The organism is Indiicoccus explosivorum (assembly GCF_002167005.1).
GTDB classification, from domain to species: Bacteria; Bacillota; Bacilli; order Bacillales_A; family Planococcaceae; genus Indiicoccus; species Indiicoccus explosivorum.
On record NZ_NHTN01000014.1, the window covers coordinates 21,962 to 34,969 of the forward strand.

Genomic DNA, 13,008 nt, shown 5'->3' on the forward strand with positions numbered 1-13,008 from the left:
AATCCGTATAGTAATAGAGCAGACAATTTCATATGGGAAGGCAAATGGTGCGCCACCAGCTTTACTGGTTCTAGTGGGTTCGATTCCCACCCCGGAATTTTTTATGCAACTCTAAATGAAAAATTTCGAGGACAGTCATCGGCTGTCCAGGCCAGGAGGCGGCATTATGCTGAAAAAGCGCGACCTGCATGAAAGCGGTCATCTATTCGAATTACTTTCCCATCCCGCTGTATATCCCTATGTCCGGCAAAAAGCGGACTCCGCTGAGGAGTACTTGTTTGTCACAAAACAGACAATCGAAGCGGAAGAACGCGGTGAATTGATTTCCCGCACGATCCTGGATGATTACGGCATGCCGATCGGCACCATCAATCTATTTGATATCCAGGACGGTGCAGGATTTTTAGGAACTTGGATCGGCCAGCCATTCCAGGGAATGGGTTATAACCAGAAGGCGAAACAGCAGTTTCTTGATGAATTATTCTTTGTCCACGATATCCAGAATGTCTTTCTCCGGATCCGGAAAGTGAATGCCAAATCCCTCCGGGCTGCACGCAAACTCCCGTATGTAGCAGAAGCTTCCGAAACTCATCCGCAGCTTTTGCAGGAGCTGAACGCCGACGGGGATATTTATGAGCTGTTCCGGATCCCTAAAGATCTGTACTATATGACTCAGGCCAAACAGCCGCATACAGCAGACGAGCAGGCCATGTAAAAACGGTGACAGTCATGTCACCGTTTTTTTATGTGGCCAGCTATCAATGCCGCCATTTCCGCCGCTGTTTTCGGCTCTGGGGCAGCAGCCATCCGTTCTGTCATTGTGCTTCTTTGTGCCTCCAGCTCCCGCAGCTTCCCGATCAGTGTGTCGGCCATCAGCATCTCCTCTTCAAGGACAAACGCGTAGCCCTGTTCCTTGAAAAGTGACGCGTTCAACAACTGGTCGCCCCGGCTCCGCTCTTTCGACAACGGGATGAGCAGCATCGGTTTACGGAGCGCAAGGAATTCGAAAATCGAGTTGGAGCCCGCCCGCGACAGCACCAGATCCGCATAGTGGAGCAGATCCGGAAGTTCTCCCGTGACGAACTCGAATTGGACATATCCATCGGCCCCCTCTAAAGCAGGATCGAGGTTCCCTTTCCCACATAAATGAATAATATTGAAAACCTCCGTCAGATCGCCAAGCCGGTCACGGACCGCCTCGTTGATCACGGCGGACCCCTGGCTGCCGCCCATGATCAGCAGTACCGGTAATGTCCGCTGAAAGCCGCAGAACCTTTTCCCTGCTTCTGCAGTTCCCTGAAGCAGCTCTTGTCGGATGACCGCACCGGAAGCTGTCGCTTTTTCTTTCGGGACATGCTGAAGCGTCTCATGGAACACGGTGTAGATGTGGTCAGCAAACGGCATCGCCAGTTTGTTCGCAAGTCCAGGCGTCACATCGGATTCGTGGATGATGACCGGAATATTCATCATTTTCCCCGCCATGACGACAGGAACCGATACGAACCCGCCTTTTGAGAAGATTGCAGCCGGTTTCGTCCGGCGGATAATCTGCATCGACTGCAGCAATCCGCGACCGACACGGAACGGATCAGTGAAATTCTTCCGGGAAAAATAACGCCGCAGCTTTCCGCTGGATATTGCATGATACGGTGTTTCCGGAAATGCCTCTTTAATGATTGATTCTTCAATGCCGCCTTTCGAACCGACGTATTCGATGTGGAACCCCAATTCAACGAGCTCCGGGAGCACCGCCTGATTGAGGGATACATGTCCGGCAGTGCCGCCGCCTGTCAATAAAATCGTTTGTTTCGTCATTCGTTAGCCTACTCTCTCTGTCTTTTCGCAATCCATATACATGCAGATACCCGAATGGTGGATTGGAGCTGGGCCATCAGCGGAGTCGCGTACCTTCCTGCCGCTCCAGCACGCGACGGTACAGGTCTTCAAGCGCGGATTTTTCCGCTCCTGTCAGCCCTGACTGTTCTATGCGCTCCATCGCCATCCTGAATTTTTCACTTCTTTTCCGCCTAAGCCGCGGATGCGTCAATTCATCATTCAGTTCCATCGCAATCCACGCTTCCAATTCCTCTTCAGAGCGGATATTTTCAATAGCTTTCCGATCCTGCCACAATTTCCTGTAGGCATCTGTCAGCATCCGTCCGACTCCTTTCCCTGGATGATTCCAATGTTCAAGGCAGATCCTAGAGAGGAAGGAAATCAGAAAAAGGCGGACAGCCACAGCCATCCGCCCTTTTTCATTGTCCCTCTTCCGCTTCGCTGTCTGATCCAGTCTCTTCTGAAGGCGATTCAGTTTCTGCTCCGTTTTCTGAAGCTGTGCTTTCTTCCGGAAGTTCTTCCGTGATGCCTGCCTCTTTCCGGATCAGTTCCGCCGCCTTTTGAACCATCGGATCATCATTTTCGATCTTCTGGCGGATCGCATCGATGACTGCGTAGGAAGTGTCCCCTGACAGGATGCCTGTCACTTCGAGCTCCTGTTCCTCTTGGAACTGTTTGACGGCTTCCGTCAGCTGGTCATCGAAGAGACCGTCCACTTCGCCGACATCATAACCGAGGGCTTTCAGCATCTGCTCCGCTACCTCCACTTCCTCGGAAACAGTGCCTTCTTTGAATTCCGCTTCCGTATCGAACACCGGCAACGTCATGTAAGTCGGATATCCGATTTCCACATCAGGCTCGATGCCTTTCTCATGGATCCAGTTTCCGTCCGGTGTCAGCCACTTGGCCGTTGTGAACTTCAGATTCGAACCGTCCGGGAGGTCATTGGCCGTCTGCACGGTCCCTTTCCCGAATGTCTTTTTGCCGACCAGCTGGACATCGGCGGACTCGCTAAGCGCGCCGGCCAGAATTTCCGAAGCCGAGGCACTGCCTTCATCGATCAGAAGTGTCACGGGCACATCGACTTTTTCACCGCCGGTTGCTCTGTAGATTTCCGGTTCCATCCCCCGTCCTTCCACTTGGAACAGGATTTCCCCTTCTTCTACAAACAAGTTGGCGATATCTTGTGCTGTCCCGAGAAGACCGCCAGGATTTTGCCGGACATCCAGCACAAGGGCTTCCATCCCTGCCGCTTCCATCTCTTCAAGAGCGGTCAGGAGTTCCTCATAGGTATCCTGAGAAAAGCTGGTGATGTGGATGTGTGCCACTTTATCACTGACCATTTCCGCATAAACCGTCTCCAGCGGAATTTCATCTCTCTCCACCGTTATGTCGATCGTTTTTCCGCTGTCGCCGCGCTGGATGGTCAATGTCACTTCGGTGCCTTTCTCTCCACGGATCAGCAGGACGGCGTCTGTGACGCTCATCCCTTGAATGTTCTCACCGTTCACGGCAATGATCTGGTCGCCAGGAAGGATTCCCGCCCGTTCAGCCGGGGAATTGGCAATCGGTGAGACGACGGTAATAAGCCCGTTGCGTTCCTGGATCTCTGCGCCGATTCCTTCAAAACTCGAAGAAATGCTGTCCATGAACTGAGCCGCTTCCTCCTCGCTCAAATAATCCGAATAGGGATCATCCAGCGATTCCACCATGCCGTTGATCGCTCCGTTGATGAGCGCTTCGCTTTCGAGCTCCGAGTAGTACTCGCTCTGGAGCTGGTCATAGGCATTGTATAACTTCTCGAACTCCTGCCGAACCGGAGCGCCGACTTCCACCGCTTTTTCCTCACCGAAGGTCAGAGCGAAAATCGTCAGTCCGGCGGTTGCGAGTACAAGGAAGAATATCAGCATAATGAACTGAAAAGTCTTCATCCGGATGTGGTGCACCCGGTTTTCTTCCGTCGCGGGCGACTGTTCCTGTTCAGGCCGCTGTTCGTTCATACCTTTCCCTACTTTCAATGCGCCGCACGCCGTTCGGACGCGCTGCTGTTATTCCTGGATAGCTGCTTCAAGCGCAACGACGATCATGTCGTTGAATGTCAGTTGGCGTTCTTCTGCTGTCGTCACTTCCCCTGTCAGCAGATGGTCGCTGACGGTAAGCACTGAAAGTGCCTGGCGGCCGAATTTCGCCGCCAGTGTGTAAAGGGCCGCAGTTTCCATTTCAAGGCCGAGAATGCCGTACTGTGCCCATTTTTCATGGTCCGCGTTATCGTTGTAGAACAAGTCTTCCGTGAAGACGTTACCCACACGGAGATTCAGCCCTTTTTCCTGACCGGCCTGATATGCTTTGAGGAGCAGATCAAAGTCTCCGGTCGGCGCATAATTGACGCCGCCGAAAATGATGCTGTTCAGGCTGGCGTTCGAAGATGCGCTCTGGGCAAGGATGACGTCCCGCACTTTGACATCCTGGTGGATGGAGCCGCATGTTCCGACACGGATCAATTTCTTCACATCATATTCATTCATCAGTTCGGTGATATAAATGGAAATGGAAGGTACACCCATTCCAGTCCCCTGGACCGAAATGCGCTTTCCTTTGTATGTTCCGGTGTAGCCGAACATGTTGCGGACTTCGTTGTACTGCGTGACATCTTCAAGAAACGTTTCCGCTATATACTTTGCGCGGAGCGGATCTCCAGGAAGGAGGATTGTATCCGCGATCTCATTTTTTTGGGCATTAATGTGTACGCTCATCATAAAACCTCACTTTGCTATAGTCTGTACTATCATACTGTTTTTTATTTAGCGATGCAATGAAGACCTTACCGTTCCTCGTATGCATTCCATAATTCATCGAAAATGGCAGCGGGCATATCAGCATCCGCCTTCTCTTCCAGGTAACGGGAAATTTCATCGAAATCCCCTGACGTTTTCGGAAAGCTATGGTCATGGAACATCGCTTCCGCAAAACGGGCATGACGATCTCCTTTTCCGCCGCCCCGGTAGGCAAGCGCAAACTGGTAAAACGACTTTTTCAATTCTATCCCCCTCGGACACAGCAAAAAGCCCGGGCAGCGCCGGGCCGGTTTTCAATCAAACAATTTTTTATACTCGCCGTACCCCTGCTCATCCAATTGGTCTTTCGGGACGAACCGCAGGGCCGCTGAGTTGATGCAATAACGGAGGCCGCCCGCTTCCTGCGGACCATCCGGAAACACATGTCCGAGATGGGAATCGGCGGTCTTGCTCCGGACCTCCGTCCGCCTCATGCCGAAACTCGTATCGAAGTGCTCTGTCACTTCCGGCGAGTCGATCGGCTTTGTGAAACTTGGCCAGCCACATCCGGCATCGTACTTGTCGGCTGATGAGAACAGTGGCTTGCCCGACACGATATCGACATAAATGCCTTGTTCAAAATGCTGGTCGAACTCATTCTGATGCGGCGGCTCCGTGCCATTCTCCTGCGTCACATGGTACTGCATCGGTGTCAGTTTTTCCTTGAGATTCTCCTTCATAGCTGATCCCCCCAATTTTTTTCAATAAAAGATGCGCGGCCGGATCCTTGATTATAGCGGTTATAATGAGCCGGGTTCTTCTTGTAATAATCCTGATGATAGTCCTCTGCCGGGTAAAACGGCTTCGCGTCCCGGATTTCGACAGCGATCGGTTTACTGAAGCGCCCTGAAGCATCCAGTTCGCGCTTCGATTTTTCCGCTGCTTCCCGCTGCTTTTCGTCATGGACGAAAATGACCGGCTGGTAAGAAGATCCCCGATCGAAGAACTGTCCGCCCGCATCGGTCGGATCGATTTGGGTCCAGAACACGTCCAGCAGTTTTTCGTATGGGAACAGGTCCGGCTGATACGTGATCTGCACGGCTTCGACATGGCCGGTCCTGTTCGAGCAGACCTGTTCGTATGTCGGATTCGGCATATCGCCGCCCGTATAGCCGGAAACGACCGATTCAATGCCGGGCAATGAATCGAACGGTTTGACCATGCACCAGAAGCATCCGCCTGCAAATGTCGCTTTTTCGGTATTCATGCTGTCCCTCCGTTCATTAATTCTGTATAGTCACCCTGAGCCGGATGTCATTTTCCTGAAGGTTGAACTTCATCGCTTCAACCGTCATGCCGCTCTCGAGCGGGATTTCCGGAAGCTGGAGCAAAATCTCTTCATCGCCCGTGCGGACTTCCATGAATTCCGGCAGGTCCACTGAATCTTCCAGCAGCTTAAGTGCCTGCGACGGCGGAATATCCAGCATGCCGACTTTCACGGACTTCTGCTCAAGCAGCAGGCTGCCGTCGGGCTGAACAACCGGCTCGAAGGTTAGAAGGATCGGCAAGGTCACCGAAAACACATCGAGCTCCGTCGACAGACTGACATCATCATCGACTGAAAGCGTCAGAGGAAATTTCTGATTGCCCATTTCCTTCCGGATCAAGGTATTCGCAATTCCTTCGAAATCCTCTTTCGTTGTGCGGATCACCAGTGAATTCCCATCTGCAGTGGCTTTCGCTCCGGATTCATAGGAAACGAAATCGTCAGAGGGGCTGACCGCGGCGAAAACCAGGAGCAGCAACCCGGCGATCACTGCAGAAAAGAGGGTGAAAAAAGCGATTTTCCAACGGTTCATCAAACAGCCTCCTCTCCTGGCGCCACGCCGCACTCTTCCATTCTGTCAAGGACACGCTCTGCAATCAGATCGTACCCTTTCGCGTTTGGGTGAAAGAAATCGGTGTGATACACGAGGTTTTCATTCTTGAAAAAGAATTCGCTGACGGGAACGAAACAACCTTGCGGATCCGCTTCCACTACTTCCCGGATTTCATCATTGAACGCTTCAATGATTTCGTTGAATTCCGTCGCTTCATCCGTGAAGACGGACAAGGGATTGTATATACCGACCATAATGATCGGTGAATTCCCGTTCAGTTCCCGTATCTGTCCGATGATGTTGCGGTAGCGGGTTTCAAACAGCTCCAATTCTTCATAAAATGCTTCGGGCGTCAAATTGAACAAATTGTTCTTGACCACCTTCATCACGTCATTGCCTCCGATGGTCATTACGATGTAATCGGCGCGGGTGACAGGCCCGGTCAGTTTCCCTTCATGGAACATGGCCAGCAGCTGGTCGCTCCGCCTGCCCCGTTTCGCCGTGTTCTTCACCATCACGCCTTCGACGCCCGGCCACGCGGCCATATCCACTGCTAACCGGCCGACATAGCCGCTCAAGCTGTCTTCGTCTCCGACACCTTGCGACAGAGAATCCCCAAGGGCCGTCAGGACAATCGTATGAGGAATGAAGTTCGGCGCTACAGTGTACTCAGAGAATTCCGGCGACTCCCGCGGAACCGCTTCATTTTGAAGAAACCGGAACGGACCGCTGCATCCCGAAAGGACCAGCAGGAGTCCGGCAATGAACATCAGCTTTTTCATCATAGAATTCCTGCCTCATTCCGCGAAATACATGAATCCGATGGCACCGGGGCCGGTATGAGTGGCAATGACCGGGGAGGTGTATCCTTTTCCTGCACCCGGGAATCCGGCATCGGCCAGCATCCGTTCCAGCGGTTCCGCCATCGCCTGTCCGCCCGCATGGACGATGCCGATCCCTTTCACCGTTTTGCCGGCCGTCTCTTCTTTGAACCGGTCAAAAAGGTATGATACGGCCTGACGGTGGCTTCTCGCTTTGTGGACAGGTGTATACTCCCCGCCTTCGAGGGAAGCGATGGGTTTTATTTTAAGAAAAGAGCCGAGCAGTGCGCGGCCTTTCCCGATCCTTCCGCCTTTCACGAGGTTTTCCAGCGTATCGACTACGACGAACAGCGACGTCGCTTTCCGGACTTCCGCAAGACGCGAAGCGATTTCCGAAGCGGTCGCCCCTTCTGCGGAAAGCCCGGCAGCTTCGAGCACTTGAAAAGCGAGCGCACGGGAAATGAACCGTGAGTCGATGACTGTCACGTCCGCTTCTGTCATTGCAGCCGCCTGCCGTGCAGCATCTGCGGTCCCACTCATTCCCCCAGTCATGTGGATGGAAACAATCTGATCGCCCTCTTTGCCGAGACGGCTGTACAGGTCCGACAAAACTCCAGGCGCCGGCTGCGAACTTTTCGGAAGTTCGTCCGACTTAGCCATAATTTCCAGAAACGTTTCCGGCTCGAGGTCCACCCGGTCCTGATAAAGTTCACCGCCTGCCTGAATGGTAAGCGGTACGACGTGAAGATTGTAGCGGTCGATTTCATCCCAGCTCAAATCAGCTGTCGAGTCTGTAACGATATGAACATTGCCCATGAATACACTTCCTTCGTTATACTATTCCTGCTGACTGGAGACCTGAAACCCGGATCGGACGAAAAGGTTCTCCGTGCTGGCCGGACGGATCATCATTCGCTGCCGCGGGCTTTCTGTCCCTCCTGCCGTTCGTAAACGAGGAACGAGTAGGGAATCCCGGAAGTCTGATGCTTTTCTGAAGAAGAAACGAGTGTCCATTCTTCCTTTCCATACGGCGGAAAATACGTATCCCCTTCAAACGGCCGGTCAATATAAGTCACATAAAGCCGATCAGCGATGGGCAGCGTTTCTTTGAATAGTTCAGCCCCGCCGATGATCATAATTTCCTGATGCTGCTCAGCCGCCGACCGGATCCCGTCATCCAGTGAATGGACCACTTCCGCGCCGGGAGCTTCGTAGTCTTTTTTGCGGGTCAATACAATGTTTTTTCTGCCGGGCAGCGGCCTGCCGATCGATTCGAACGTTTTTCGGCCCATCACAATCCCTTTCCCCATGGTCTTTTCCTTGAAGTATTTCAAATCTTCAGGAATGTGCCAAGGCAGCTGATTATCCTTTCCGATCACTCTGTTACTGTCGTGTGCCACTAAAAGTGATATCATGTTCCCCCTCCTCAGACTGCGACCGGCGCCTTTATGCGCGGGTCCGGATAATAGCCTTCAATTGTAATATCCTCCGTTTCAAGCTGGAAGATGGAATCCTTACTGTCACTGATGACAAGCGACGGGAGCGGTTTCGGTTTACGGGAAAGCTGCTCCTTCACCTGCTCCATGTGGTTCTGATAAATATGGGCATCTCCGAATGTATGGATGAATTCACCTGGTTCAAGACCGCACTCCCTGGCGACAAGGTGCGTCAAAAGAGCATAAGAAGCGATATTGAACGGAACCCCCAGGAACACATCAGCGCTCCGCTGGTAGAGCTGGCAGGAAAGTTTGCCATCCGCGACATAGAACTGAAAAAACGTATGGCATGGCGGAAGTGCCATTTCATCCACGAATTCAGGATTCCATGCTGTCACAATGTGGCGTCGGGAATCCGGATTGTTCCGGATCGATTCAATGACGTTTTTCAGCTGATCGATGGAACCTCCTGTGCTGGTGGGCCAAGATCGCCATTGCTCTCCGTATACCGGACCGAGGTCCGCATAAGTTTCCGCGAATTCCGGGTCATCCAGCACCCGCTGACGGAATTCAGCCATCTGCTGATTATACTGTTCCGCAAAAACGGGCTCTTTCTGCGACCTGCGTCCGAAATCCGTCATATCCGGTCCGTCATAGTCCTCGCTTTCCACCCATTGGGCAAAAGCCCATTCATCCCAAATATGATTGTTTTCCTGCAAAAGGGTCCGGATATTCGTATCGCCTTTCAAAAACCATAGGAGTTCCGACACAATCAGCCGGAAAGCCGTCTTTTTTGTTGTGACGAGCGGAAAACCCTCTTGAAGGTCATAGCGGTTCTGGTAACCGAAAACACTGATGGTGCCGGTTCCTGTCCGGTCACCTTTTTCTGTGCCGTGTTCCAAGATATGGCGGCACATGTCCAAATATTGTTTCATCTGTAGTTCCCTCCATTGTTGATTTATGATAACACAAAAGCTCCCGCAGGGCGGAAGCTCAGGAAAGCCATTTCGGCGGTGTATTTTTGGACCAGAAAATATCTCCGACTGTGTAGTGCGTCTGGAACCCGTCTTCTGCTGTATGGTAATGGAAATTGAACGAATAGCCTTCCAGCGGTCTCTTCTCTGTCCGGACATGGAACCTGATGACATCATCACCGGTCTCTTCATCGAAAATATGGAAGATCTTTTCAGAATAGTTGCCGGACGGATTCTCGCTGACTGCGAGCCGTTTCAGGCTTTCACTGTCTAAAAACGTCAGCTGCTCCTGGATCACTTCCTGCATTTTCGGAAAGATCTGCCGATCGAAGTCCGGCCCGATGACAGGCCCGATTCTGGATCCAAATTTAATATGGGCCTGCTGTTCAGCTGATTGGTATAAATTTTCCAGCACCAATTCATCCGTAATCCAATATTCCGACGGATCGGTCCACACCGCTTCATATGCTTCTGTGAAATTTTCGCTCTCCGCTTTCGCCTGGCCCTTATCTTCAAGCAAATGCTCCCAAATGACATGATTCGGGGAAATAGCGCCGAACGTTGCAAGAGCGACTGCGATGACGAGCAGTTTATGCCATCCATTTTTCAAGTCTTCCACCTGCTTATTATGAACATTTTCGCAAACCTGGTCATGCGGCCAGCACAAATAAATCGGCTGACGGTTTCATCTTCGATGCTTTCATTGTACAATAAAGTCATGATATAAGCCCTGTTTTTTTAGAAAAGGAGGAAAATTTCATGGATTCGTCACTTCTTATCGAAATCGGATTTATCGGATTGCTGCTTTATTTGACATCACTGAACTTCAGCCATTAAAAAAAACTCCCGCCACTGCGGGAGTTTTTTTATTTCCGGATGACTCCGTAGTGGAATTTCGTGTTCGGCCGGACCCGCCGCTCGAAGCCGTACTTCTCGAAGTCCGCGGACCGGAAATGCGCTTTCAGGACAACCGATTTCCGGGCGACCCTTATTGCTTCGCTCACCCAGCGGTCGTCCAGCTGGTGACCAGCGGCAGCATCCCGGAACACATCAAAATTGACCGCGCCTTTGATCGGTTCGTCGAACATCGGATCCATATAGACGACATCAGCCCACCGATCGGGGAGCTGCTGCAGAAATCCTGCGGCATCTTCCCGGATGACTTCGATTCGTTCCATCGGGGCCTTCAAGTGTTCCAGTTCCGAATAGGTTTTAAGGCCGCGTCCGACAATGAAGGCGATGACCGGATCCGCTTCGCAGCCGATCACTTTTCCGGAAGGACCGGTCCGGGCGGAAGCGACGATGGCATCCGATCCCATGCCAAGTGTGCAATCGATGAAGACATCTCCCGGCTCCAGATCCGAGACGGAAATGAGCGGATCCTCTAAAAGCGGCCGCCTCGTGCGGAACGCTGAAGAACTCGGGTGGAAAAAGAACGGCTTTGCCGAACCTTTCGTGTAATATTCGAGCCGTTCTTTCGTAACCGCTACGACGCCAGAATCGTGCTCCTCCTGAATACGGGAGACCGATGTTTTGCCGCGCTCGACAAAAGACAGCCCGAGTTCAGCGGCAATCTGTTTAGCCGTACCGATCGTTTCAGGCGTGCACCGGATGGCTGTCGTCACAATCGTCTTCACCCGGAGGCGTTCTCCTCCAAGGCAAATCGGAGTTTATCACGTACATCTTCCATCGTGTAGCCTTCAATCTGTTCACGCGGAATGAATGCGGCGAGTTCCCCGTCTTTCAGCACCGCAATCGATGGTGAAGAGGGAGGGGTATCCTCGAAATAATTACGCATTTGCGCAGTCGCTTCTTTATCCTGTCCGGCGAACACCGTCACGAGGTGGTCCGGTTTATGGGCTGTTGCATCAAGCGCTTCGATCACCGCCGGCCGGGCAAGACCTGCAGCACAGCCACAGATCGAATTGATTACGACCAGACTTGTCCCCTTTGCCTCGCTCATGTGCCGGTTGACTTCTTCCGCAGTCGTCAGTTCTGTAAAGCCGTTGGAAGTCAGTTCTTCCCGCATCGGCCCAACGATGCCTTTCATGTATTCTTCGTAAGCATTCATACTCATAATACCCCGCCTTTCTCTATATTTCCTTGGCTGATTGCCGACAGCTCTATTTTATCATACCGGCATGTCCATTTCTTCCTTTCGCGATTTACCTGTACAGCCGTTCATCCGTTTCTAAGTAGATTTCCCTTGCCTGTTCGGGTGTGACCTGGAACTTATAAGCCGCTTCCTTCAGTGTCAAAGACATATCTCCATGCATCCCGAATTGCTCCTGAATAAAATCATACAGTTCCCGTGCTTCCGGCGGCAGTTTTTCCCGTTCCTCTTCAACCGTCCGTTTTCTCGTATGGAGATCCGGCGCCACGGCTGCCGCATGTCCGTTCGCCGCTTCCACTTTAGAACCCGTGACCGTCCATTTATATTTCACGGGCATCCCGGACGTTTCTTCAATAAATAGAATATCCTCCCCGGCAGTTTCCCACTTACCGCGGGTATGCCGTTCGGCCAGGTATTTATCGAGTGTCATTCCATCTTTATTCGGCACGTGTTCCTTCAGCCTGTCAATCATATCTTCTCGCCTCCGCATGTGCGAAAAGCCCCGCTTCCGCAGGGCTACTCGCTTATTTCCTTTTTGTGCTGCCGGCGGATCCACCAATCGATCTGGCTTTCGTAAAAACTGACCGCTTTCCCGGATCGGACATGGGGCAGCGCTTTTTCTGCCAGCAGCTTTTCGACTTGCCTGTTTGTCAGCGGGTAACCCGCATTTTCCAAATACTCGAGCAGGCTGTCGATTCCATCGATTCTCCTCATTATAATCCCCTCCCGCCAGATTCTCCTTAGCAGTTCACTAAAGAAAACCCGGCATGAGCGGCTTATACAAGGTTACTTTCGTTTTTCCCGAATTCAGCCTTCGAAAACCTTTTTGCTATCCGTTCACTTGACTCTGTTGTATTCTTCATTGATAAACGACAGCAGTTCCCGGAATATCCGTCCGTCAAACCATTCATAAGGAACCCGCTGGGCCACATCGCCGTCTTCTTTGATCCGGAGACTGCTCGCTGAAAGCTGGGCGATGGCCAAGTCATCCACCTGGTCATCTTCTTCAGCGACCGTATACTCCCTGAATTTTTCCCGCGCCTTGTTGTACACTTCGTTGCGGATAACCGGATCCTCGAAATTCCATGACTCATACTTCCCTTGGTAAAGAAGTTCAATCGTATATATTTTTTCACCCATCACTTCGTCCTCCTTTCCCCCTGTAATTCCTGTT

At 51.9% G+C, this 13,008-nt stretch carries 19 protein-coding genes; 1 reads left to right on the forward strand and 18 read right to left on the reverse strand.

Features of this window, described 5'->3' with window-relative positions:
• Positions 1-166: 166 nt before the first annotated feature.
• Entirely contained in the window at positions 167-715 is a 549-nt protein-coding gene (locus CCE92_RS04255; protein WP_088006283.1) for a GNAT family N-acetyltransferase, read from the forward strand.
• A gap of 17 nt (positions 716-732) precedes the next feature.
• Here the strand turns inward: CCE92_RS04255 and murG are convergent, their stop codons facing one another.
• The 18 genes from murG to CCE92_RS04345 form a co-directional block, all read right to left on the reverse strand.
• Positions 733-1,815 carry an undecaprenyldiphospho-muramoylpentapeptide beta-N-acetylglucosaminyltransferase gene (gene murG, locus CCE92_RS04260; protein ID WP_088006284.1) on the reverse strand — a complete coding sequence of 361 codons (1,083 nt, stop codon included), beginning with the start codon at positions 1,813-1,815 and terminating at the stop codon, positions 733-735.
• Between the two features lie 76 nt (positions 1,816-1,891).
• Positions 1,892-2,155: a protein YoyC gene (yoyC, locus tag CCE92_RS04265; protein ID WP_088006285.1), complete on the reverse strand. Its 264-nt coding sequence runs from the start codon at positions 2,153-2,155 to the stop codon at positions 1,892-1,894.
• A gap of 100 nt (positions 2,156-2,255) precedes the next feature.
• The gene (locus CCE92_RS04270; RefSeq protein ID WP_088006286.1) at positions 2,256-3,836 is read right to left on the reverse strand and encodes a lmo1851 family serine protease; all 1,581 of its coding nucleotides are present in this window, start codon (positions 3,834-3,836) and stop codon (positions 2,256-2,258) included.
• Positions 3,837-3,884: 48 nt separating this feature from the next.
• Positions 3,885-4,589, reverse strand: coding sequence for a purine-nucleoside phosphorylase (gene deoD / locus CCE92_RS04275; RefSeq protein WP_088006287.1), 705 nt, complete (start codon positions 4,587-4,589; stop codon positions 3,885-3,887).
• Between the two features lie 68 nt (positions 4,590-4,657).
• Entirely contained in the window at positions 4,658-4,873 is a 216-nt protein-coding gene (locus tag CCE92_RS04280; RefSeq protein ID WP_088006288.1) for a YozE family protein, read from the reverse strand.
• A gap of 51 nt (positions 4,874-4,924) precedes the next feature.
• The gene (gene msrB / locus CCE92_RS04285) at positions 4,925-5,350 is read right to left on the reverse strand and encodes a peptide-methionine (R)-S-oxide reductase MsrB (protein WP_088006289.1); all 426 of its coding nucleotides are present in this window, start codon (positions 5,348-5,350) and stop codon (positions 4,925-4,927) included.
• A complete protein-coding gene (gene msrA, locus CCE92_RS04290; protein ID WP_088006290.1) occupies positions 5,347-5,877 on the reverse strand; it encodes a peptide-methionine (S)-S-oxide reductase MsrA in 531 nt (176 codons plus the stop codon). Before msrA ends, msrB begins: the two co-directional genes overlap by 4 nt.
• Before the next feature lie 16 nt (positions 5,878-5,893).
• Positions 5,894-6,469 (reverse strand): YpmS family protein, encoded by a 576-nt coding sequence (locus CCE92_RS04295; RefSeq protein WP_088006291.1) that lies wholly within the window; start codon positions 6,467-6,469, stop codon positions 5,894-5,896.
• A complete protein-coding gene (locus tag CCE92_RS04300) occupies positions 6,469-7,275 on the reverse strand; it encodes a GDSL-type esterase/lipase family protein (RefSeq protein WP_241535869.1) in 807 nt (268 codons plus the stop codon). The genes CCE92_RS04295 and CCE92_RS04300 overlap by 1 nt, the downstream gene beginning before the upstream one ends.
• A 12-nt stretch (positions 7,276-7,287) precedes the next feature.
• Positions 7,288-8,127, reverse strand: coding sequence for a fatty acid kinase binding subunit FakB (fakB, locus tag CCE92_RS04305; protein WP_088006292.1), 840 nt, complete (start codon positions 8,125-8,127; stop codon positions 7,288-7,290).
• A gap of 92 nt (positions 8,128-8,219) precedes the next feature.
• Positions 8,220-8,726: a dihydrofolate reductase gene (locus CCE92_RS04310; protein WP_088006293.1), complete on the reverse strand. Its 507-nt coding sequence runs from the start codon at positions 8,724-8,726 to the stop codon at positions 8,220-8,222.
• 11 nt (positions 8,727-8,737) lie between these two features.
• Positions 8,738-9,682, reverse strand: a complete 945-nt coding sequence (locus tag CCE92_RS04315; protein WP_088006294.1) for a thymidylate synthase — start codon at positions 9,680-9,682, stop codon at positions 8,738-8,740.
• A gap of 58 nt (positions 9,683-9,740) precedes the next feature.
• A complete protein-coding gene (locus CCE92_RS04320) occupies positions 9,741-10,340 on the reverse strand; it encodes a YpjP family protein (RefSeq protein WP_338152456.1) in 600 nt (199 codons plus the stop codon).
• Positions 10,341-10,587: 247 nt separating this feature from the next.
• Positions 10,588-11,358: a class I SAM-dependent methyltransferase gene (locus CCE92_RS04325; RefSeq protein ID WP_088006296.1), complete on the reverse strand. Its 771-nt coding sequence runs from the start codon at positions 11,356-11,358 to the stop codon at positions 10,588-10,590.
• On the reverse strand, positions 11,355-11,792 hold the full coding sequence (locus CCE92_RS04330) for a BrxA/BrxB family bacilliredoxin (protein WP_088006333.1): 438 nt from the start codon (positions 11,790-11,792) through the stop codon (positions 11,355-11,357). The genes CCE92_RS04325 and CCE92_RS04330 overlap by 4 nt, the downstream gene beginning before the upstream one ends.
• A gap of 94 nt (positions 11,793-11,886) precedes the next feature.
• The gene (locus CCE92_RS04335; RefSeq protein WP_088006297.1) at positions 11,887-12,306 is read right to left on the reverse strand and encodes a hypothetical protein; all 420 of its coding nucleotides are present in this window, start codon (positions 12,304-12,306) and stop codon (positions 11,887-11,889) included.
• 44 nt (positions 12,307-12,350) lie between these two features.
• The gene (locus CCE92_RS04340; protein WP_088006298.1) at positions 12,351-12,548 is read right to left on the reverse strand and encodes a hypothetical protein; all 198 of its coding nucleotides are present in this window, start codon (positions 12,546-12,548) and stop codon (positions 12,351-12,353) included.
• A gap of 123 nt (positions 12,549-12,671) precedes the next feature.
• On the reverse strand, positions 12,672-12,974 hold the full coding sequence (locus tag CCE92_RS04345; protein ID WP_088006299.1) for a hypothetical protein: 303 nt from the start codon (positions 12,972-12,974) through the stop codon (positions 12,672-12,674).
• Positions 12,975-13,008: the final 34 nt, after the last annotated feature.